This is a genomic window from Nguyenibacter vanlangensis, assembly GCF_013376155.1.
GTDB lineage: Bacteria > Pseudomonadota > Alphaproteobacteria > Acetobacterales > Acetobacteraceae > Gluconacetobacter > Gluconacetobacter vanlangensis.
On the sequence record NZ_JABXXP010000013.1, the window covers coordinates 1 to 21,965 of the forward strand.

At 65.7% G+C, this 21,965-nt stretch carries 20 protein-coding genes and 1 pseudogene; 15 read left to right on the plus strand and 6 right to left on the minus strand.

The window, feature by feature from the left end; genetic code table 11:
* The 12 genes from HUK84_RS02405 to hypE all read left to right on the plus strand — a co-directional run.
* On the plus strand, nt 1-1,172 hold a 1,172-nt coding region (locus HUK84_RS02405), incomplete at its 5' end, for an NADH-ubiquinone oxidoreductase-F iron-sulfur binding region domain-containing protein (protein ID WP_281362723.1).
* A gap of 1 nt (nt 1,173) precedes the next feature.
* A complete protein-coding gene (locus HUK84_RS02410; protein WP_176638802.1) occupies nt 1,174-1,896 on the plus strand; it encodes a 2Fe-2S iron-sulfur cluster-binding protein in 723 nt (240 codons plus the stop codon).
* 16 nt (nt 1,897-1,912) lie between these two features.
* Nucleotides 1,913-2,458 (plus strand): NADH-quinone oxidoreductase subunit B family protein, encoded by a 546-nt coding sequence (locus HUK84_RS02415; protein ID WP_176638803.1) that lies wholly within the window; start codon nt 1,913-1,915, stop codon nt 2,456-2,458.
* Between the two features lie 16 nt (nt 2,459-2,474).
* Nucleotides 2,475-3,947: a Ni/Fe hydrogenase subunit alpha gene (locus tag HUK84_RS02420; protein ID WP_176638804.1), complete on the plus strand. Its 1,473-nt coding sequence runs from the start codon at nt 2,475-2,477 to the stop codon at nt 3,945-3,947.
* Nucleotides 3,944-4,390 carry a hydrogenase maturation protease gene (locus HUK84_RS02425; RefSeq protein ID WP_176638805.1) on the plus strand — a complete coding sequence of 149 codons (447 nt, stop codon included), beginning with the start codon at nt 3,944-3,946 and terminating at the stop codon, nt 4,388-4,390. The genes HUK84_RS02420 and HUK84_RS02425 overlap by 4 nt, the downstream gene beginning before the upstream one ends.
* Nucleotides 4,391-4,397: 7 nt before the next feature.
* Nucleotides 4,398-4,793 (plus strand): response regulator transcription factor, encoded by a 396-nt coding sequence (locus HUK84_RS02430; RefSeq protein WP_176638806.1) that lies wholly within the window; start codon nt 4,398-4,400, stop codon nt 4,791-4,793.
* Between the two features lie 26 nt (nt 4,794-4,819).
* Nucleotides 4,820-5,161: a hydrogenase maturation nickel metallochaperone HypA gene (hypA, locus tag HUK84_RS02435; protein WP_176638807.1), complete on the plus strand. Its 342-nt coding sequence runs from the start codon at nt 4,820-4,822 to the stop codon at nt 5,159-5,161.
* Nucleotides 5,161-6,039: a hydrogenase nickel incorporation protein HypB gene (gene hypB / locus HUK84_RS02440; protein WP_176638808.1), complete on the plus strand. Its 879-nt coding sequence runs from the start codon at nt 5,161-5,163 to the stop codon at nt 6,037-6,039. The genes hypA and hypB overlap by 1 nt, the downstream gene beginning before the upstream one ends.
* Nucleotides 6,017-8,302 carry a carbamoyltransferase HypF gene (hypF, locus tag HUK84_RS02445; RefSeq protein ID WP_176638809.1) on the plus strand — a complete coding sequence of 762 codons (2,286 nt, stop codon included), beginning with the start codon at nt 6,017-6,019 and terminating at the stop codon, nt 8,300-8,302. The genes hypB and hypF overlap by 23 nt, the downstream gene beginning before the upstream one ends.
* A 2-nt stretch (nt 8,303-8,304) precedes the next feature.
* Nucleotides 8,305-8,553, plus strand: a complete 249-nt coding sequence (locus HUK84_RS02450) for a HypC/HybG/HupF family hydrogenase formation chaperone (RefSeq protein WP_176638810.1) — start codon at nt 8,305-8,307, stop codon at nt 8,551-8,553.
* A gap of 19 nt (nt 8,554-8,572) precedes the next feature.
* Entirely contained in the window at nt 8,573-9,694 is a 1,122-nt protein-coding gene (hypD, locus tag HUK84_RS02455; protein WP_218064158.1) for a hydrogenase formation protein HypD, read from the plus strand.
* Nucleotides 9,691-10,740: a hydrogenase expression/formation protein HypE gene (gene hypE / locus HUK84_RS02460; protein WP_176638812.1), complete on the plus strand. Its 1,050-nt coding sequence runs from the start codon at nt 9,691-9,693 to the stop codon at nt 10,738-10,740. The genes hypD and hypE overlap by 4 nt, the downstream gene beginning before the upstream one ends.
* 41 nt (nt 10,741-10,781) lie before the next feature.
* Here hypE and HUK84_RS02465 read toward each other — a convergent pair whose 3' ends face one another.
* Nucleotides 10,782-11,207, minus strand: a complete 426-nt coding sequence (locus tag HUK84_RS02465; protein ID WP_246285310.1) for a hypothetical protein — start codon at nt 11,205-11,207, stop codon at nt 10,782-10,784.
* A 79-nt stretch (nt 11,208-11,286) separates the two neighbouring features.
* Nucleotides 11,287-12,807, minus strand: a complete 1,521-nt coding sequence (locus HUK84_RS02470; RefSeq protein ID WP_317135214.1) for a bifunctional enoyl-CoA hydratase/phosphate acetyltransferase — start codon at nt 12,805-12,807, stop codon at nt 11,287-11,289.
* Between the two features lie 127 nt (nt 12,808-12,934).
* On the opposite strand from HUK84_RS02470, the gene HUK84_RS02475 reads away from it, so the two are divergent.
* Nucleotides 12,935-13,468 carry an Hsp20/alpha crystallin family protein gene (locus tag HUK84_RS02475; RefSeq protein WP_176638814.1) on the plus strand — a complete coding sequence of 178 codons (534 nt, stop codon included), beginning with the start codon at nt 12,935-12,937 and terminating at the stop codon, nt 13,466-13,468.
* A 41-nt stretch (nt 13,469-13,509) separates the two neighbouring features.
* Here the strand turns inward: HUK84_RS02475 and HUK84_RS02480 are convergent, their stop codons facing one another.
* The 3 genes from HUK84_RS02480 to HUK84_RS02490 form a co-directional block, all read right to left on the minus strand.
* Nucleotides 13,510-14,622, minus strand: a complete 1,113-nt coding sequence (locus tag HUK84_RS02480; protein WP_176638815.1) for a hypothetical protein — start codon at nt 14,620-14,622, stop codon at nt 13,510-13,512.
* A gap of 154 nt (nt 14,623-14,776) precedes the next feature.
* Nucleotides 14,777-16,000, minus strand: coding sequence for an NRAMP family divalent metal transporter (locus tag HUK84_RS02485; RefSeq protein ID WP_218064157.1), 1,224 nt, complete (start codon nt 15,998-16,000; stop codon nt 14,777-14,779).
* Nucleotides 16,001-16,261: 261 nt separating this feature from the next.
* Complete coding sequence (locus HUK84_RS02490) at nt 16,262-18,640, minus strand: heavy metal translocating P-type ATPase (protein WP_176638816.1); 2,379 nt, start codon at nt 18,638-18,640, stop codon at nt 16,262-16,264.
* A gap of 221 nt (nt 18,641-18,861) precedes the next feature.
* On the opposite strand from HUK84_RS02490, the gene HUK84_RS02495 reads away from it, so the two are divergent.
* Nucleotides 18,862-19,431: an HPF/RaiA family ribosome-associated protein gene (locus HUK84_RS02495; protein WP_176638817.1), complete on the plus strand. Its 570-nt coding sequence runs from the start codon at nt 18,862-18,864 to the stop codon at nt 19,429-19,431.
* A 14-nt stretch (nt 19,432-19,445) separates the two neighbouring features.
* Nucleotides 19,446-20,543, plus strand: a complete 1,098-nt coding sequence (locus HUK84_RS02500) for a CapA family protein (RefSeq protein ID WP_176638818.1) — start codon at nt 19,446-19,448, stop codon at nt 20,541-20,543.
* Between the two features lie 220 nt (nt 20,544-20,763).
* Here HUK84_RS02500 and HUK84_RS02505 read toward each other — a convergent pair.
* Nucleotides 20,764-21,965 (minus strand): annotated as a pseudogene (locus HUK84_RS02505) (hypothetical protein); the annotation flags it as partial.

Here is a 21,965-nt window from a genome sequence, read left to right on the forward strand (position 1 = left end):
GGATCGCCGCGGCGCGCCTGCGCGGCCGGGGCGGCGCAGGCTTCCCGACCGCGCTGAAATGGCGCCTGTGCCGTAACGGTCCGGACGGCGAGCGCCACATCATCTGCAATGCCGACGAAGGCGAGCCGGGGACATTCAAGGACCGGGTGCTTTTGTCGGATTTCGCCGACCTTGTCTTCGACGGCATGACCATCGCCGGCTATGCGCTGGGGGCACCGTCCGGGGTGATGTATCTGCGGGCGGAATATGCCTGGATGCTGCCGGCCCTGCACGATGTTCTGGCCGCGCGCCGCCGGCTGGGGCTGCTGGGCGGCGCGATCTGCGGGCATGATGCGTTCGGCTTCGAGATCCGCATCCAGTCCGGTGCCGGGGCCTATATCTGCGGCGAGGAATCGGCACTGATCGAATCGTTGGAAGGCAAGCGCGGCGCGCCGCGCGACCGCCCCCCCTTCCCGACCGAACATGGATATCGCGACCGGCCGACCGCCGTGAACAATGTCGAGACCCTGGCCTGCGTCGCCCGAATCATGGAAAACGGGCCGGAAACCTTCGCCGCCCTGGGCACCCGCGAATCCACGGGCACGAAATTGATGAGCCTGTCCGGCGATTGTCCGCATCCCGGCCTGTACGAGGTTCCGTTCGGCATCACGCTGAACGGCCTGCTCGATCTGGCCGGTGCGCCGGACGCGGGGTTCGTGCAGGTCGGCGGCCCGTCGGGCCGATCGGTCGCGCCGAAGGATTTCGGCAGGCGCCTGGCCTATGAGGACCTGTCGACCGGCGGGTCGATCATGATCTTCGGGCCCGATCGGGACGTGCTGGACATCGTTCTGCAATTTGCCGAATTCTTCGCCGACGAATCCTGCGGCTGGTGCACGCCGTGCCGCGTCGGCACCGCGCTGCTGCGCGACCAGATGGCGCATGTCGCCGCCGGACGCGCCACCTTGCGCGACATCGGGGCGCTGGAATCCCTGGCGGGCACCGTGGCGCGCACCAGCCGATGCGGACTGGGCCAGACCGCGCCCAATCCGATCCTGAACACGATGCGCGATTTTCCCGAACGCTATGAGGCGCGATTGCAGGCCGCGGATTTCGTCTCGAAGATCGACCTGATCGCCGCCCAGCGGGAAAGCATCGCCCTGCAAGGTCGGCACCCTGTCGAGGAGTTGTTCTGAAATGCCGCTCGGGACACTGCAATTCACCATCGACGGGGTTACCGTCCAGACGCAGGAAGGCCAGAGTCTGATCGCCGCATGTGACGCGGCCGGACTCTATATTCCGCGCCTGTGCTATCATCCCGATCTGCGCCCGGCCGGAAATTGCCGCGTCTGCACCTGCCGCATCGACGGACACCAGGCCGCCGCCTGCGTAACCCCGGTGCGCGACGGCATGGTCGTCGAGAACGACACGCCGCAACTGAATGCCGATCGCCTGGCCCTGATCGAGATGATGTTCGTCGAAGGCAATCATCCCTGCCCGTACTGCGTGGCCAGCGGCGATTGCGAACTCCAGGCCCTGGGCTACCGGCTGGGCATGACGGCGCCGGTCTATCCGTTTTTCTGGCCGCGCCACGAGATCGATGCCAGCCATCCGGATATTTTCCTGGACCGCGAACGCTGCATCGCGTGCTCGCGCTGCATCGAGGCCTCCCGCATGCCGGACGGCAAGTCTGTCTTCAGCTACGAGGGGCGCGGCATTGCCATGCATCTGCATGTGGATGGATGGGGCGGACTGGGCGCAACCCAGATGGCGGCGATCGACAAGGCGGCCCATGTCTGTCCGGTGGCCTGCATCGTCATCCGGCGTGACGGCTATCGGATTCCGAACGGGCAGCGCCGCTTCGACAAGACGCCGATCGGAACAGATATCGAGGCGCGCCGCAAGGCGCCGCCGTCGTGATCCGCTGGAGGGCGACATGACGACCCGGCCGCGCCTCGCCACCTGTTCGCTGACCGGCTGTTTCGGCTGCCACATGTCCCTGCTGGATATCGACGAACGGCTGCTGGACCTGGCCGATCTCGTCGAACTGGACCGCTCTCCGTTCGACGACAAGAAGCGGTTCGATCGCCCCGTCGATATCGGATTTATCGAGGGCGGATGCTCGAACACGCATAATGTCCACGTGCTGCGGCAATTCCGTACCCATTGCCGGACCCTGGTTTCAGTGGGGGCCTGCGCCCTGTACGGCGGCGTGCCGGCCATGCGCAACGTCGTCACCCTGCGCGCCTGTCTCGAGGAAGCGTACCAGGACGGCCCGACCGTCACATGCGGCGGCCATATCCCCGACGATCCCGAATTGCCCCTTCTGCTGGATCGCGTCTACCCGGCGCACGACATCGTCCGGATCGATCATTTCCTGCCGGGCTGCCCGCCATCGGCGGATGCGATCTGGGAAACATTGCGCGCGCTGCTGACCGGCCAGGCACCGGACCTGCCTTATCCGCTTTTGAAATACGAATGACGATGCGTGACGGACCATGAACGACCAGGACAATGGCAACCGGGATTCGGGCACGCGCCGGATCGTCATCGATCCGGTCACGCGCGTCGAAGGCCACGGCAAGGTCACACTGCGGCTGGATGACGCGGGAAACATCGCCCAGGCGCGTTTCCACGTCGTCGAATTCCGCGGGTTCGAACGCTTCATCCAGGGACGGATGTATTGGGAAGTCCCCGTCATCGTGCAGAGGCTCTGCGGCATCTGCCCGGTCAGCCATCATCTGGGCGCCGGCAAGGCGATGGATGCGATCGCCGGCGTGGACCGGCTGACGCCCACCGCCGAGAAGATGCGCCGGCTGATGCATTACGGCCAGGTCCTGCAATCCAGCGCCGTCAATTTCTTCCACCTTGCGTCCCCGGACCTGCTGCTGGGCTTCGAGGCCCCCGTCGAGACGCGCACGATCATCGGCGTGATGGAGCGCTATCCCGAGGTCGGGAAATGGGCGATCATGATCCGCAAGTTCGGACAGATGGTGATCGCCGCCACCGGCGGACGCCGGATCCATCCCCGGCTCTGCGTACCGGGTGGGGTCAACCAGAATCTCTCCGTGGAATACCGGGATAATTTGCGGCGCGATGTCGAACCGGTTCTGGCCTGGTGCTGCCAGGCGCTCGAACTCCATCGCGCCTTCATCGACGCCCACCCCGAACTGCACGCGGAATTCGCGCGGATCGAATCGCATTACATGAGCCTTGTCGCCGCCGATGGCGGGCTGGACCTGTATGATGGGCGGTTGCGCGCCATGGACGCAAAGGGCGGCATGATCTTCGACGGAATTCCCGCCGATCGCTATGCCGATTATCTCGGCGAGGAGGTCCGGCCGTGGAGCTACATGAAATTCCCCTATATCCGTGCGCTCGGCCCCGAACAGGGCTGGTACCGTGTCGGCCCCCTGGCGCAGTTGAATTGCTGCGCCTTCATCGGCACCCCCCTGGCGGAACAGGCGCGCCGCGATTTCATGGCCCAAGGCGGCATCCGGAATGGCGGCGGGCCGATTCATGCGACCCTCGCCTATCACTGGGCGCGGCTTGTCTGCATGATCCATTGCGCCGAGACGATCCGCATCCTGCTCCATGACGACGACCTGCAGGGCAGCGACCTGGTCGTCACGGGCGAGAAGCGCCTGCGCGGCATCTCCGTCCTGGAAGCGCCGCGGGGCACGCTGTTTCATCATTACGAGATCGATGAACAGGACCGCATCGTGCGTGCCAACCTGATCGTCGCGACCACCCACAATAACGAGGCGATCAACCGTTCGATCCGCCAGGTCGCCGAGCGTGATCTCGCCGGCCGCGACATCAGCGAAGGACTGCTCAACCACCTGGAAGTCGCCATCCGGGCCTATGATCCCTGTCTGTCCTGCGCCACCCATGCGCTGGGACAGATGAAGCTGGTCGTGACGCTGGAGGACAGTGACGGCACGCCCATCCTGTCGAAGGCGCGCGGATGATCGCACGCACGCTGGTGATCGGCGTCGGCAATCCGGGGCGCGAGGACGACGGGCTGGGCCCCGCCGCCGCGACGGCGATCGCCGGCCTGCGCCTGCCCAATATCGCGATCCATGATCCGTACCAGCTCGCGATCGAGGATGCCCTCGACATCGCGGAAAACGACGTCGTCTGGTTCATCGACGCCACGCTTCGCGGGCATGCCCCATTCCGTGTGACGCCGGTCTTTCCCGCGCCCGAAATCGGCTTTACCAGCCATGTTCTCTCACCCCCCGCCGTCCTGGCCATCGCACGCGATTATCTCGGCGCGACGCCCCGCGCCTACCAATTGGCAATCCGCGGCTACAGCTTCACCCTTGCCGAGGACCTGACGCCGCGCGCGGCGCGCAATCTCGGCCATGCCGTCCGGGCGCTCGGCGCGCGGCTGCGCGGCGATGCCGGATAGGAAGATCATGGGTAATATCGGGCTTGGCGCGAAACGGCGCACCCTTCTGCTGATCGATACCGACGCGACCGCCCGGGGCGCCCTGCGCGACGCGCTGGAACAGGCCGGCTTCAGCGTCGGCGAGGCCGCCGACAGCCGCGAGGGCCTGCGCACGACACGCCGGGTTCGTCCGGATGCGATCCTGGCCGACCTGATGCTCGAAACGGCCGACGCCGGCGCCCATCTGGCGGAGACACTGCGCAACGAGGGACTCGCGATCCCGCTTTTCATCATCAGCACCGCGTCGCAATCCCTGTCGGGCACGGCGGGCTTTCACGAACTCGGCATTTCGGGCGTGTTCCTTAAACCCGTCGATGCACCGATCGTTATCCAGGCCTTGCGGTCACGGCTGAGCGCCTCCTGAAAGATGGACCGCGCAGAAAGCCCGACATGCACGAAATGTCACTCGCCGAAAATCTTCTGGCATTGATCGAGGAAGAATCCCGCAAACAGGGTTTTCGCTGCGTTCACACGGTCACGGTGGCCATCGGGGTGCTTGGCCCGGTCGAGCCCATGGCGCTGCAATTCTGTTTCGCCGCGGTCGCGCGGGGCACACTCGCCCATAAGGCGCGACTGCAAATCGAGACCGTACCGGCCAACGGTTTCTGTCCCGATTGCGGGTACACAGGCTCCGTAACCGAGTGGCATCAGGATTGTCCGCGCTGCGCCCTGGCCAACCTGGTGGTGACCGGCGGCGACGATTTTTTCCTGACCGGACTGGAGGTGATCTGATGTGCGTGATCTGCGGATGCGGAACGCCGGGTACCGAGCCGGCGGATCATGCCATGGCGCATCGGAAGGGGCATGCCCACCAGCACCATGACGGCGGCTCTCTTGATTTCGGATCCGGGCTTGATTTCGGATCCGGGGATGTCGGGCCCGACAGCGCACATGCGCATGCGCCGGGCGTCGGAAAGGAACGCGCGATACGGATCGAGCGCGATATCCTGGCGGCCAACGATGCCTTCGCGGCGGCCAATCGCGCGCGGCTGCTGCAACAGGGCAGCTTTGCGCTTAATATCGTCTCCAGCCCGGGTGCGGGGAAGACTTCGCTTCTGATCAGACTTGTCGAACATATACGGACATTCCTGCCGGTCGCGGTCATCGAGGGCGACCAGCAGACATCACGCGACGCCGAACGGATCCGCGCCACCGGGGCTGCGGCGGTGCAGGTCAATACCGGCAAGGGCTGCCATCTGGATGCGCATATGGTGTCGCACGCGATGGACATGCTGCCCACGCCGCAAAACGGCGTCCTGTTTATCGAGAATGTCGGAAACCTGGTTTGCCCGGCCGCCTTCGACCTGGGGGAAAGATCCCGCATGGTCGTGCTGTCGGTGACCGAGGGAGAGGACAAGCCGCTCAAATATCCGCATATCTTTTCCTCGTCGCATTTGATGGTGCTGAATAAGATCGACCTGCTTCCGCATCTGGATTTCGACCGCGACGCCTGCATCGCGGCGGCGCGCCGGGTGAACCCGCACCTGCAGATCCTGGAAGTTTCCGCCAGGACGGGCGCGGGGCTGAACGAACTGGCCGGTTGGGTCATGCAATGCCGCCCGGCCGCGGTCCCGGACGGGCCGGACCATGCATACCCTGCCCGACGCTAGGGATACGCGCCGCGCGGCGCGGCGTGTCCAGGTTCGTATCGGCGGGGTCGTACAGGGTGTGGGCTTTCGCCCTTTCATCTACAGGCTTGCGCGGCAACATGGCCTTTCCGGCTACGTCCTGAATGACGGCGACGGCGTGCTGGCCGAAATCGAGGGCGCATCCCTGGACGGGTTTCTTGCCGCCCTTCGCGCCGCACCGCCGCCCCTTGCCCGCATAGAGCGGGTGGATGTGCACGATATCCCTCCCGACGGCGGCAAAGGGTTCGAAATCCGCGAAACCATCCACCGCCCAGGCCACACCCGTATGGCCGCGGATGCGCCACCCTGCCCGTCCTGCCTGCAAGAGCTTTTCGATCCGGCCAGCCGCTTTTACCTCTATCCATTCATCAGTTGCACGCAGTGCGGCCCCCGCCTGACGATCACGCGGGCGCTTCCGTTCGATCGCGCGAACACGACGATGTCTGCCTTCAGTCTCTGCCCCGATTGCCGGCGCGATTATCAGGCACCCGGCAACCGGCGCTTTCATGCCGAAACGATCGCCTGCGCGTCCTGCGGGCCGCGTTTGAGTGCCTCGACGGACCAGATCGCCAACGCCCTGTGCGATGGCGCCATCGTGGCGCTGAAGGGCGTCGGCGGGTTCCATCTTTATTGCGATGCGGGGAACGAGGCCGCCGTGCGTCGGCTCAGGGTCCGGAAGAACCGGCCGGCCAAGCCCTTCGCCACCCTTGTCGCCGATCTGGCCACCGCCGGGCTGGTCGCGATTGTCGACCCGCTGTCGCGCCGGATGCTTGAACGGCCCGAACGGCCGATCGTGCTGCTGGCCCGGCGCACGATCGTGGCGCCGTCCGTGGCCCCTGGCCTGAGGCAGATCGGCGTCATGCTGCCATCGGCCCCGATCCATCACCTGCTCTTCCACGCGCTGGCGCAAGAGGCGCGCCGGCGCGGCACCAGCGTGCCGGCCTGCCTGGTCGCGACCAGCGCGAACCGCGCCGGCATGCCGTTGATTACCGATAACGGGGCGGCGCATGCGCAACTGGCCGGCCTGGCCGACCTGATCGTCACCCATGACCGCGACATCGAAAACGCACTGGACGATTCGGTCATGACGGTCATCGACCGGGCTCCCGCCTGTCTCCGCCGGGCGCGGGGCATCGTCCCCGCGCCGGTCGACCTGGCAGAGGACGGACCGCCCGTCCTGGCCGTGGGGGCATATCAGAAGGCGACGATCTGCATCACCCGGGGGCGCGAAGCCTTTCTTTCCCAGCATATCGGGGATCTGGACAGCCCCCAGGCCATTCGGCGCCATGCGGACGCGATCCGCCGCATGACCGCGTTTCTGGGCGTTGTCCCGCTTGTCGTCGCCTGTGACCTGCACCCGGATTATCCGTCGAGCCGCTATGCGCAGGAAAGCGGAATGCCTGTTCTGCCGGTCCAGCATCACCTGGCCCATCTTGCTGCGGTGGCCGCCGAGCGGATCGTGCGCGGCCCCTATCTGGGCCTGGCCCTGGACGGCCATGGCCATGGTCGTGACGGCGGCAATTGGGGTGGCGAACTGCTCCATGTCGACGGATCGACGTGGCACCGGCTTGGCCATCTTGCCCCCGTGCCGCTGCCCGGCGGGGACCGGGCGGCACGCGAACCCTGGCGCATGGGTGTCGCCGTTCTGGCCACGCTGGGGCGGAGGGACGAGGCAGGTCGAAGATTTCATACCGTTCCGCAGGCGGCGCGCCTGGCGGGTCTGGTAACCGGCGGCGCCTTCCCGGGCACGAGCAGCATGGGCCGGCTGTTCGATGCCGCCGCCGCCCTGCTGGGAATCTGCATCCGCCAGAGCCATGAAGCCGAAGCCGCCATGGCGCTGGAAGCCCTGGCCACGACACCGCGGGGTCTGCCGAACGGCTATCGGCTGAACGGCGGCACGCTGGATTTTCTGCCGCTGCTTGCTGCGCTGTCGCAGCCGGGGATGGATGCACGCACAGGTGCGGACCTGTTTCATGGCACCGTCATCGCCGGCCTGTCGGCATTGACCGCCAGCCATGCCGCGCGCCTGGGGGTGCGGACTGTGCTGCTGGCCGGAGGATGCCTGGCAAACCGGCTGCTGGCCGACGGGCTGGCAGGCGCATTGCGGAATGCGGGGTTGAATCCGATCATGCCGCGTAGCGTCCCGGCCAATGACGGAGGGCTGTCCCTGGGACAGGCGGCGTGGGCCAGGCTGTGCCTGAAAGACGGTACCCGCGCGGGCATTCCCGGATATGAAAGGACATAGCGATGTGCCTGGCGATTCCTATCCGGGTCGATGCGCTGCTGCCCGACGCCATGGCCCGCGTTACCCTGAACGGCGTGTCGCGCCTGGTCTCCGTCGCACTGCTCGAGAACGTGGCTGTCGGCGACTATGTCATCATCCATGTCGGATATGCCCTGGCCAGGCTCGACCCCGAAGAGGCGGCGCAAACGCTCGCCTTGATGCGCGCCGCCGGCCTGTCTTCGTTCCCGGGCGGGCAGGACGTCCTTCAATGAAAGACGCGTCGTGAAATACATGACGGAATATCGCGACGGGCATCTGGCCCGTGCGCTTGCCGAGACGCTGGCGCGCGAGGCCGATCCGCACCGCGATTATCGGATCATGGAATTCTGCGGTGGTCATACCCACGCCATCGCACGATACGGTATCGAGGATATGCTGCCACGCAATGTACGGATGGTCCATGGCCCCGGTTGCCCGATCTGCGTCCTGCCCGTCGGCCGGATCGAGGATGCGATCCGGCTGGCCGGACAACCCGGCATCACGCTATGCACCTATGCCGACCTGATGCGCGTCCCGACCCCGGACGGCGGCAGCCTGCTGCGGGCCCGCGCGGCCGGGGCCGATATCCGGATGGTGTATTCCACGCACGATGCCCTGCAGATTGCCGAGACCGAGCCGGAACGCCGGATTGTCTTTCTGGCGGTGGGGTTCGAGACGACGACGCCGCCCACCGCCCTTGCAATCCTTAACGCTAAAGAAAGGAATATTTTTAATTTCAGTATATTGTGCAACCATGTGCTGACACCGCCGGCCATCCGCGCCATTCTCGACAATCAGGACGTGGCGATCGACGGGTTGGTCGGCCCGGCACATGTCAGCACGGTCATCGGCACGTCTCCCTATGAGGACATCGCGGCACGCTTTTCAAAACCCGTTGTCGTGACGGGGTTCGAACCGCTGGACGTGCTGCAGGGGATCGTCATGCTGGTCCGGCAGATGAATGCGGGGCGCTGCGTCGTCGAAAACCAATATCGCCGCGCGGTGATACGGGGCGGCAATCTCCTTGCCCAGCGGGCCATTGCCGATGTCTTCGAAATTCGCGAATCGTTCGCATGGCGTGGGCTGGGCGAGATTCCATACAGCGCATTGCGCCTGAACGACCGCCATGCCGCATTCGATGCCGAACGGCGATACGGCATTACCACCCTGCCGGCCGCGGACAATCCTGCATGCGCCTGCGGCGACGTATTGCGCGGCGTACGAAAACCGACCGATTGCCGTCTGTTTGGTACGGTCTGCTCGCCGGAAACGCCGATCGGTTCCTGCATGGTCTCGCCCGAAGGCGCCTGCGCCGCCCATTGGACCTATAAACGATTTCGGGACAAGACGCCGCCAGGTGCGCGGGACCGATGAGCAGGCAGGTCCCCCGCCAACGCCGGCTCGACATCGCCAATGGCCGCATCGACCTGTCGCACGGGGCCGGCGGCCGGGCCATGGCGCAACTGATCGATGAGATCTTCCGCGCGGCATTGTCCAACCCTTTGCTCGACCAGGCTAATGATTGCGCCGTCTTCCCGGTGACCGGCGGCCATATCGCGCTCTCCACCGATTCATATGTCGTATCGCCGATCTTCTTCCCCGGCGGCGATATCGGATCCCTGGCCGTGCACGGCACGATCAACGACCTGGCGATGGCCGGTTCCGCCCCGGTGTACATGGCCGCGGGATTCGTGATCGAAGAGGGATTTCCGCTGCGTGACCTGCAGCGGATCGCCGCCAGCATGGCAACGGCCAGCCGCGCGGCGGGCGTTGCGATCGTCACCGGCGACATCAAGGTCGTCGAACGCGGCAAGGCGGACGGCGTGTTCATCACGACGACCGGGGTCGGACGCATCCCTCCTGGGGTTGCGTTGTCAGGTGATCAGGCCCGGCCGGGGGACAAGGTACTGGTCTCCGGCTTCCTGGGCGATCATGGGGCGGCGATCATGTCCAAACGCGCCGGCCTGGGTTTCGAAACCGATATCCTGTCCGATAGCGCGGCACTTCATACCCTCGTGGCCGAGATGATCCGCGCATCCGGCAGCGCGCTTCGACTGCTGCGCGATCCGACGCGCGGCGGCATCGGCGCGACGCTGAACGAGATCGCGCATCAATCATCCGTCGGCATAATGCTGCGGGAAGAGGCCATTCCCGTGCGGGAAAACGTCGCCGCCGCTTGCGAACTTCTTGGCCTGGATCCGCTCTATGTCGCCAGCGAAGGCAAATTGATCGCGATCGTCGCCCCCCAGGAGGCGACGCGCCTGTTGCAGACGATGCGGCAGCATCCTCTGGGCCGCGATGCCTGCATCATCGGAGACGTGATCGAAGACCCCGACCATTTCGTGCAGATGACGACCGGGTTCGGTGGCGGACGGATCGTGGACTGGCTGTTCGGCGAACATCTGCCGCGGATCTGCTGACGCGGCCAGATCCTCCATCCCCCAGGCCCGTCATCCCGTGGTCAGCCTTTCGACCTGTCCGCGGCAACACACGGGAAATGTTGCTTCGCCCGCTCGTACAGGCTGCCCGGCCGATGCATCGGCAATTTCAGCACGTAATTCCGAACGGCACGCGGCAGATGCACGACCAGATACGCAATAGCCTGCTGCTCGGAAATATCCGCCAGGGCCAGAAGTTTCCGCATGTCTTCGGGCGGGATCAGGACATGGATCATCCCGGGGGCCGCCTCGGGCGGATGGGGCTGGCACCCCCAGCCGCGCACCTGGTCATAGATCGCCGCGTCGGCGGCCCGGCGCAGCAGCCCATACACCCCCTGGCCCGGCCTGTCCGCGTCGAGATATTGCTCCAGGGCCGCGGCAAGCCTGTGCCGCTGGTCGGGTGTCAGGACTGCCGCTTCCATGCCGGCGTTGGGTGATCCTTGTTCCATGCTGCGTTTCTCCTTTCCCTTTCCAACCTCATGAAGCGCATGACGGATCTTGGGAAATCCGCGCCGATGCCCACCAAAATCAGGTTTTTTCTCCGGCATGACGGACCAGAAGCAGCGCGATCGCGCATGATCCGAGGCGGGCCAGCGTCCTGTCGGCACGGCTGGTCAGAATGATCGGCACCCGGGCGCCGAGCGCTATTCCCGCCATCTGGGCATCGGCCAGATATTCCAGTTCCTTGGCCAGCATGTTCCCCGCTTCCAGGTCCGGCACGACGAAGATGTCCGCATGCCCCGCGACGGGCGAGACGATCCCCTTGGCCTTCGCCGCCATGACCGAGACCGCGTTGTCGAATGCGAGCGGACCGTCCAGTATGCCGCCGGTAATCTGGCCACGCTCGGCCATCTTGCATAAGGCGGCCGCATCGAGCGTTGAACGAAGAGCCTCGGTCACCGTTTCCACGGCGGACAGGATCGCAACCCGGGGACACGGAATGCCCAGCGCATGGGCCAGCGCGATGGCGTTCTGGACGATATCCCGTTTGTCGGAAAGTGTCGGGTCGATATTGACCGCGGCGTCGGTCAGCAGGATCGGGCGTGGATAGAACGGCGCGTCGATCGCGAATACGTGGCTGAGCCGCCGTTCGGTCCGCAAGCCGTGATCGCGGTCCAGAACGGCGCGCAGCAGCACATCCGTGTGCAGCGCCCCCTTCATCAGGGCCTCGGCCCGTGCCTCGCGGGCCAAGCGGACCGCGGCTTGCGCTGCCTCCTCGGGCCGATCCGCCGGGACGATTTCGTACCCCGACACATCGACCTGCGCCCGCACGGCCTCGGCGCGTATCCTGTCTTCCGGACCGATCAGGATGGGCTCTATCAGATTGGCGCGCGCGGCCTCCATGGCGCCGAGAAGGGAGATCGTCTCCACCGGATAGATGACGGCCGTCCTGATCGGCGCCAGCCCCCGGGTCAGGGCGATCAGCCGTTCGTACCGGCGCCCCTTGCCCGACGACAATTGATCCGATCCGGTCTCGCGAAGACGCGATATCTTCTCGGTCGGCGCGATGATCTCGGCACGCCCACGGGCGACGATCTCGCCCCGCTGGTTCGTTGCCAGGCAATCCATGCCGACGATGCCGTCCCGTGCATCCTTCGCCGTCACCGTCAAGGTCACCGTCATCGTATCGCCCAGCGCGATCGCGCGTTCGAAGTGAAGGCTCTGCGCGGCATATTTGCTGCCCAGGCCGGGCAGCCGGGTCGCGACCAGCGCCGAAATCAACGCGGGCAGCCACATTCCCTGGGCGGCGACATCATGGAACGGCTCGCTGCGGGCGGCCGCTTCGTCGATCGCGGCAGGGCACATATGCCGCGCCATCGTCGAGAATGTCTGCATGTCCTTATAGGTCAGCGTGTGGGTCACGCTGGCCGCCTCCCCCGGCGCGATCGCATCGAACACGCGGTTTTCGATCGGCTGCATCCCCTCTCGACCCTTGCCTTGCGCGCGCGTGCGACGCCGCGCGTCGCCGCTTGCCGCGACATCCGACAGATAGGGATCCTTCTCCGCGCGGATCAGTGTCCGCCCCTCGATTTTTTCGACGCGACACAAAGCATGCAGCCGGTGCTTCGGGTGACAACTTACCGCCGGATCCCGCGTTCCCTAGCCCCAGAGACCAGCTTGAGAGACCAGCTTGCCCCCTGCCTGGTACTCGCAGTGCGAAGACATGGAGATTCCCATGGCAGACCCCAACAAACTCGCGATCAAACCGGAATCCAGGCCCGCAAAACCGCTACGGACGGCATCCTGGCCGGCGCTCGATACGTTGCGCCGCGAACTGGACCGCAGGTTTGACGAACTCCCGTCGGGGTGGTGGCGCCGTCCCTTTGGCCGTTCGTCGGGCCTCGATATGTTCTGGCCGCGGGGCGAGGGCCTCGACATCGCGCCTCCGATCGACATTCTCGACCGGGACAACCGCTATGAAATCACCGTCGAGCTTCCCGGAATGGACGAGACCGACGTCGAGGTCAAAACGACGAATGACACTTTGATCATTCGCGGTGAAAAACATGAGGAAAAAGAAGAGAAGAAGAACAATTATTACCACTCCGAGCGACGCTTCGGCACGTTCCTGCGCTCCTTCCAGATTCCTGACGAGGTGGATGTCGGGGCGATCGAAGCATCCTTCAGCAAGGGCGTGCTGACGGTGACCCTGCCCAAGACGGCCGAGGCGCAGAAGAACGAACAGGTCATCCCCATCAAACATACCTGAACACGACATGACGCAACACGGTACGGCATCGCGCCCCCGGCTCAGGCCGCGGAGTGCGGCTCCGTGCCGTGTGACGTCCTGCCCTGGTGCGTAAACAGCAGGCTGCCGACGAATTCCTGGAACGGCTCGCGGGAGATGCCGTCATGCCCGTCCACGACATGGGAACCTGCGCGCACGATCCAGAAGGGCGTCCCCGGCCGGTTGGCATTGCCGCTCGGGGTCAATGAAAACATTTCGCCATCGACGGGCCCCCTCAACCGGTGCGTGCGGAATGGGCGGATATTTCCGATCGTGCGCCCCAGGCATCTGCGCTCCAGCCGGGACCGGCAGCGTTGCATCATGCGGGCCGCGGCATGTCCCAGCGGAAACAGGATGCGGTCGGGCCAGTCATTGCGCGCCGACACACATACGAAGACCGGTGGCGTGTCATGACCATGGAGAGGGGCGCCCGGCCGCCGCAGGATGTCGTAGATCGGCAGATAGCGTGTCGCTTCCAGCACGGGGTTGATCAGCAGGACCAGATCTGCGAACCGGGGCGAATCCTGCGGGTCCGGCGAGGACGCATATTCGATCAGCGACTGGTCCAGGACCGAATACACGATCATCCCGCCGAAACTATGACCGATGACGGCAAGCAGGGGGCGCCCGCCTGCCGCGCGCCTAGCATCACGATACCGCCGCAACAGCCCGAACAATTCGCGTACCGATCCGCCGGCAACCCGCCGCCCTGCCGCCTGGCGCCCCCAGAAGGTGAGATATTCGAGCACGGGATGAAAAAGCGTCCGGCCGCGCCACCCGACGAAGATGCCCAGAATGGAGCGGGGACGGGCCGGGTTCAATTGCCGTTCGTGCCGCGCGGCGATCGACAGGACATTCCGAAAACCCAGCAGACCGGCATCCAGGGGATCGGCGTTATGGTTCCAGCCATGAACAAAGACGATGATGACGGCGTCCGTGCCCTGACGGACCAGACGGGCGACCTGGTCCGCGAGGGCGGTCATCTGCGCGCGTTCATAATAGCAGCCCTGGTCGTCGAATTCGACGATGGCCAGTTCGTAATCACCCGAGGCATCGGCGACGAACCCGCGACGATCGGGCTGCCGCGGGCAATTGCCGATCAGCAATCCCTGCCCGGCCGGACTGTATTGAAGCATGGTGGCCTCCGCACGGATGCGACATGCCCGAAGGAAAGGATGACCCAAAACCGGCGGATCGGCCCGTGCCAATCCACTCTAAGTGTAGCGAGAGGCCCCAGGTTCAAGGGAACACGAAACCGTCACATGATACGGCTTCGCGGCATCCAACCCTTCAGAACCATCCCAGGACCATCTCGACGGTTGAAACCGCCATCACGAAGGTCGCGATCCATCCCAGCGCCAATACGGTCTTGCTAACCACGAATTTTCCCAATGTCAGGCGCCGCCCCCCGAGCAGAAGCAGGATGGCCATCAGCGGCGCGGCGACGACGCCATTCAGGACGGCACACCAGAACAGTGCCTTCATGGGGCTGAGGGGGGAGAACTGGATGACCAGCGCCGCCAGGACACTGACGATGATGACACCATAGAAGCCGCGCGCGTCGGTCGCCTTGCGTTCCAGCCCCCATTGCCAGTTCATCGCCTCCGAAAAGCCATAGGCCGCCGATCCGGCCAGGACAGGGACACCGATCAGGCCGACGCCCCAGATACCGACCGCGAACAGGTAATAGGCAAAGTCGCCCGCCAGGGGCCGGAGCGCATCGGCGGCCTGTGCCGCCGTTTCGATCCGGGTGACACCGTGCGCATGCAGCGTCACCGCCGTCGCAAGGATGATGAAATACGCGGTCACATCCGAATAGAACATGCCGCTCCATGTATCCCACGAAATGCGGCGCAGCTCGCCGGCGGCGCCCATGTCATCGGTCAGCAGGGGTTCCGCGTGATGAATCCGCAGATCCTCCACTTCTTCCGAGGCCTGCCAGAAGAACAGATACGGGCTGATCGTCGTGCCGAACACGCCCAGCACCATTTCGGCGGTACGCCCATCCCAGGTCACATGGGGCCAGATCGTCCGCATCGCGACGTCGTGCCAGGGCACATGAACGATCATGGCCACGATGAAATAGGACAACAGGGAAAGCGTAAGCCATTTCAGAAAATATACATATCGGTGATACGGGACGAAGACCTGCAGCACGAGGGTGACGATCACCCAGAATATGGCTGCAAGCTGCTTGTTCAGGCCGGTGACCAAAGAGGTGACGTCGCCCATCGCGGCGATGTCGGCCGCGATGTTGAGCGTATTGGCAAGCAGCAGCAGGCCGGTGACGACCAGCAGCACCGGGGCGGGGAACGCGGTCTTGATATTGGCCGCCAGGCCACGCCCGGTGACCCGGCCGATGCGCGCGCAGACCAACTGGATCGCCGCCATCAGCGGAAATGCCAGCGGCATCGTCCAGAGCATGTCCAGGCCGAAGGTGGCCCCTGCGTGCGAATAGGTGGCGATTCCGCTGGGATCGTCGTCCGCGACCCCGGTAATCAGGCCGGGTCCCACCCGCGTGATGGGACTCTTTCTGATACGGGCCCCGATTTTGGCAAGGCGGCCCTTCATTCCCCGCTGTCCCAGGATCGTCATGTTCTGTTCAGTTTCCGATGTTCCGAACGGCCCCCCGGTACGGTGAACTCGTTCGTAGCGGGCGTCGTCCTTCGCAGGGTACGACAAGCAGGCGGCTTCGCAAAGCGCGGCAAACACATAATCTCCCGGCAAACACATAATCTTCAGCCAGCCGCTCCGGGGATGGACGCGCCCTGTCCCCTACCGTTCCCGCTCGAGCAGGCGATAGATTTCCTCCTCCTGCGCGAAATGCAGGCGGGTAATGGCTTCGAGGCCGTAGAGCAGGCGCTGCAGTTCGCGGCGTTGCAGCGCATTGGCGCCATGTTCCGACACGGCGCGGCGCAGCGCGGCCAGATTGTGGATCTGGCGCCGTATCTCCATGTGGGTGCGGCTCATGCCGGCCAGCAGGTCGGGCATGCGCGCCTGCCGCCTGATGCGGGCATAGATCTCCCGGTCATCCTGCCGTTCATGCGGCAGAAGCCGTTGTCGCAGCATCTGATCCAGGATTTCCAGGTCCTTGTCGAGATCCGGCCCCGACACGTCATGCGACCGGTCCGCGGTGACGCGAATGCGGTCGACGACGTCGAGCAGCGCCTGGTGTTCGGCATCGAGGGCGCGCAATTCATCCGGTGCGAGGCCGGCATGTCCGGCGCGACGCCAGAGGCCGCCATGCAGCGCGCGCAGGGCATTGAGAATGACGGCGGCATCGATGCCTTCCTGCAGCAGCGCGCCCTCGACCGGGATGAGATACCCCGCGGCGGCGGCCAGCATGGCGCAAATGGACAGGCCCACGCCCGCATAGACGCTTTGCAGCGCGATCCGGCGCGCGCGCCGGGCGATGCGCAGGGCATCCACCAGCCGGTCCAGCCTGTCGACCAGGATGACGATGTCCGCCGCCTCCGACGAGGCCGCGGCACCGCGGGCGCCCATGGCCACGCCCAGGTCGGATGCGGCCAGGGCCGGCGCGTCATTGACCCCGTCCCCGGCCATCAGAACCGGGCCGGCCGATTTCTCCGCCTCGACGATCGCCGTCTTGTCCTGGGGCTTGAGATCCGCCACGACGGCATCGACCTCGAGGAATACGCCGACACCGGCCGCGAGGTCGGCCCGGTCCCCGGTCGCCAGTACGATCCGGCTTATGCCGGCATCCCGCAATTGCCGCAGCACGACCCCGGCCTCGGGCCTGACCTGGTCCGCCAGCAGGAACGCGCCGGCGACATGGCGGTCGATGCCCACCGCGACCGCCACCGCGCCGTCGCGGCGCATCCACTCCGAAATTTCCGCCGCAAACGGCGTGTCGTCGGTGGCGGCACGCACATAATCCCAACTGCCGACCACAACCAGATGCCCCTCCAGCCTGCCGGTCACGCCGGCGCCGGACTGTTCGTGGGCCGCCTCGGGCAGGGACAGGACGATCCCGCGCTCTCCGGCGCTCAGCACCAGCGAACGCGCGACGACATGGTGCGAAACCTGGTCGAGCGACGCCGCGATGCGCAATAATTCGCGCGGATCGATGGTGTCGCACATCATGTCCAGAATGCGGGCCCGGCCGTCGGTCAGGGTGCCGGTCTTGTCGAAGATGACGGTCCTGATCCGGCTGAGCTGTTCCAGCGCGCCGCCGCCCTTCACGAGGATGCCGCGGCGCGCGCAGCGAGAGATGCCGGACATGATCGCCACCGGCACCGCGAGGATGAGCGGACAGGGTGTTGCCACGACCAGGACCGCCAGGGCCCGGACAGGATCGCGGCTGACGATCCAGGCCGCCCCCGTCACGAAAAGAGTGAGCGCGAAGAAGACCAGCGCATAACGGTCGGCCAGGCGCACCATGGGCGCCCTTGCCGCGCCCGCGGCCTCGACCAGACGGACGATCCCGGCATAGGTGCTGTCGGCGGCCGTGCTGGTCGCCTGCATGTCGAACGCGTCGCCGGCATTGGTCGTGCCGCTGACGATCGCGGCGCCGACCCGGTGCGACACGGGCAGCGCCTCTCCCGTCAGCGCCGATTCATCCAGGACGGCGATCCCCTTGGTCACCAGCCCGTCCACGGGAACGACGTCGCCCTGCCGCACCAGGATGCGGTCGCCGGCCAGAAGCACGGCCAGAGGCACGTCCCGCAATTGTTCCCCGTCATAGCGGGCGGCGCTGCGCGGCACGCGATCGAGCAGCGCGGTCATCTCGCGCCGCGCGCGCCCCTGCGCAAAACCTTCCAGCGCCTCTCCGCCGGCAAACATCAGGGCAATGATGATGCCGGCCAGATTCTGGCCCAGCAGAAGCGCACCCCCCATGGCGAGGGCGGCGATCAGGTCGAGTCCGAATTCGCCGCGACGCAGCGTCAGGGCGATCTGCAGCAGCAGGAAGCACAGCACGACGGCGGTTCCGGCCATCCAGAACCAGTCGCCCCATGCCCGGTCCAGCAGACGCCCCACACCGCCGATGCACAATGCCCCGGCAACCAGAGGAAGCAGAACATGCCGTGCCGCCCCGTCCAGGATGGCGCCCAGGGTGGCGCCCAGGGTGATGGGATGCCGCGTGATGGGATGCCGCGTGATGGGATGCCGCGCATCCTCGGCCCGCTGAGGCATGATGAAGGACCCCCTCCGACAAGCGACCGGACCGCATGATCGGGCGCGTCTATCGGGAAATCTTGTATCGACGCGGACCTGAAACCAGCCGCGTCGCGAAAGACGTCCGTAGGGCGAACCCGACCGTGCGTCGCGCGTTGTGAATGCGATCGGGCCATCACGCCCTTTCGGTCGCAGGCAGGGCCGCGGCAGGCGGGGCCGGATGTCCAGGGGACAACGCCATGGCCATTCCCGTGCAGATCACCTTCAAGAACATGGATCCTTCGCCGGCGCTCGAGGCGAAAATCCGCGCCAGGGCCGCGCAGTTGACGCATTTCGAAAGCGACATCCTGCGTTGCCATGTGACGGTCGAAATCCCGCACCGCCATCATCACCAGGGCGATCTGTACCACGTGCAACTCGTGGTGAGCACCCCGGCGGGCGACATCGTCATCTCGCGCGAAGGACCGCGAAACCATGCGCATGAGGACGCCTATGTCGCCGTCCGGGACGCGTTCGATGCGGCAGTCCGCCGACTGGAAGACCATGTGCGCACGCGCGGCGGACAGGTGAAACACCACGAACCCATCTTGCGGGAGGGCCACGTCACCCGCTTCGTCGCCGGACAGGATTACGGCTTCATCGAACTGCCCGATGGGAAAGAGGTCTATTTCCATCGCCACAGCGTGGCCGACGACGGATTCGACCAGTTGCAGGTCGGCAGCCCGGTGCATGTCGCCGTTACCGAGGGGGAAACCGGCCTCCAGGCCGCCATCGTGCGTCCGGGCGGAAAACGCCGGCCGGCGTCCTAGGTCCTGCCGCCGCCATGTCCGACCTCACCCTCCTGCTCGGCGGCGACGTCATGCTCGGACGCGGCGTGGACCAGATCCTGCGCCATCCCGGCCAACCCGAACTGCATGAGCGCCATGTCGCGTCGGCCCTCGGCTATCTCGACCTGGCCGAGCGGGAAAACGGTCCCATTCCCCGGCATGTCGCGCCGGACTATGTCTGGGGCGATGCCCTGCCCTATTTGCGCGATGCCGGCCTTTCGGCGCGGATCGTCAATCTGGAAACGGCCGTCACCACGTCCGGCGCCTATGTGCCCAAGGGGATCAATTACCGGATGCATCCGGACAATGTCGATTGCCTGACGGCGGCCCGCATCGATTGCTGCGTGCTGGCCAACAACCATACGCTCGACTGGGGGCAGGCCGGCCTGGTGCAGACCCTCGATACGTTATGGAAGGCGCATATCCAAACCGCCGGCGCGGGGCGCGACCTGGCCCAGGCCACGGCCCCGGCCGTACTGCCGCTTGCCGGCGGCGACCGGCGCCTGCTGGTCTTCGCCTGCGCCCTGCCGAGCAGCGGCGTGCCGGAAGAATGGAAGGCTGGCGCGCATATGCCGGGCCTGTATCTTCTGCCCGACCTGTCGGCCGGCAGCGCCGAGCTGGTCGCGCAAGACATGCAACGCTGGCGCCGGCCGGGCGATATCGTGATCGCCTCCATCCATTGGGGCGGCAATTGGGGCTATCTCGTCCCGCAGGCGCACCGACAATTTGCGCAGGCCCTGATCGACCGCGGCGCCGACCTGATCCACGGACATTCCGCGCATCACCGGCTGGGGCTGGAATGCCATCGGGGGAAACTGATCCTGTATGGCTGCGGCGACCTTATCAACGATTATGAAGGGATCGGAGGGTACGCCGCGTTCCGGCCCGACCTGGCCGCGCTCTATCTCCCCCGCCTGGGCACAGACGGCCGGCTGGCCGCCCTGCGCGTCGTGCCGATGCAGATCCGCAATTTCCGCCTCCGAACGCCACGGCAATCCGATATCACGTGGTTCCATCATGTCCTGGCCCGCGAAAGCGCGGCGCTGGAGACATCGCTGACTCCGCTGCCATCGGGAGAGTTCGAGATCCGATAGCCAGGCCAAGAGCCGGGACCAGCGCCTAATACCATCCACTTGGACATCGACCGTTTGGAAGACAGGTCGGGCCCTGCCCGAACCCGGCAGGGGTCACGGACCCCCGCACCCCATTACCCCCATTATATTGATAAATAATCGGTTTCCAAAGGCACCGCCTTTGGCGGGGTTCGGGGCAGCGCCCCGAAAAAGAGCGCCCGAAAAAGAGAGAACAAGACGGTCAATCATGACACGCGCTGGTATAATCGGCTTCGTGCCCGGCGGTACAGCATTGGGGGTCGCTGATGACCATGCCGGTCACCGGATTGGGGCGAAAAGTGGTGCAGCCCTTGAGGCCGCTGTCATAGGCAAGGTCATAGACGCGCTTGAACGCGTCGAACGGGTAGTCCTGCGGCACGTTCACGGTTTTCGAGATCGCGCTGTCCACGAAGGGCTGCAGCGCCGCCTGCATGGCGACGTGATCCTCCGGCCCCAGGTCGCCGGCGGATACGAAAGCGGGCGGCAGGCCCGGCCGTCCGCTTTCGTCCTCGGCCCCGCATGCCCCGGCCCCGCGCGCCCCGGCCCCCCGAGCCCAGACCTCAAGGGCATAGTCGGTCAGCAGAAAATCCCGAGGCGCCCCGGTTTCGTCCAGTATCGTGCGGTGATGGGACGCGGCGAAGATCGGCTCCAGCCCGCTCGAAACATTGCCGGCCAGCAGGCTGATGCTCCCGGCCGGCGCGATCGCCAGCAGATGGCTGTTGCGGATGCCGGACGCGGCGATCGCATCGCGGATATCGCCGGGCAAGGCGCGGATGAATGGCCCCTGCATATAGGCATCACGCACGAAACGCGGAAACGGCGATTTCTCGCGCGCCAGGGCGACCGAAGCGCGATAGGCCGCGTGGCAGACGACGCGCATCATGTCCGCGGCAACGGCGCGCGCCTGTGCGGAATCATAGCGCAGGCCCAGCATCAGCAGCATGTCGGCCAGACCGGTCACGCCCAGGCCGATGCGGCGCGAGGCACGGGCGTTCCCGGCCTGCTGCGGCAGGGGATAGCGCGAGACATCGATCACGTCGTCGAGAAAACGCACCGCGCCTCGCGTGGCCTCCGCCAGGCGGCCGGTATCGAGATCCGCCTGCGGGGTAAAAGGCGCGCGCACGAAACGCGCCAGGTTGAGCGAGCCCAGGTCGCACGCCCCGTAAGGGGGTAACGGCATCTCGCCACAGGGATTCGTGGCGCTGATCCGCTCGCAATACCAGAGCGTGTTGGACGCGTTGATCCGGTCGACGAACAGGACCCCGGGCTCGGAAAAATCATAAGTACTGCGCAGGATGTCATCCCATAGCGCACGGGCGCCGACACGCCGCACGACGCGGCACGGGACCGGAACGGACGAGCCCGGCCATCGCCGCGCCACGCTCTCGCCGCCCTGATCGTCCG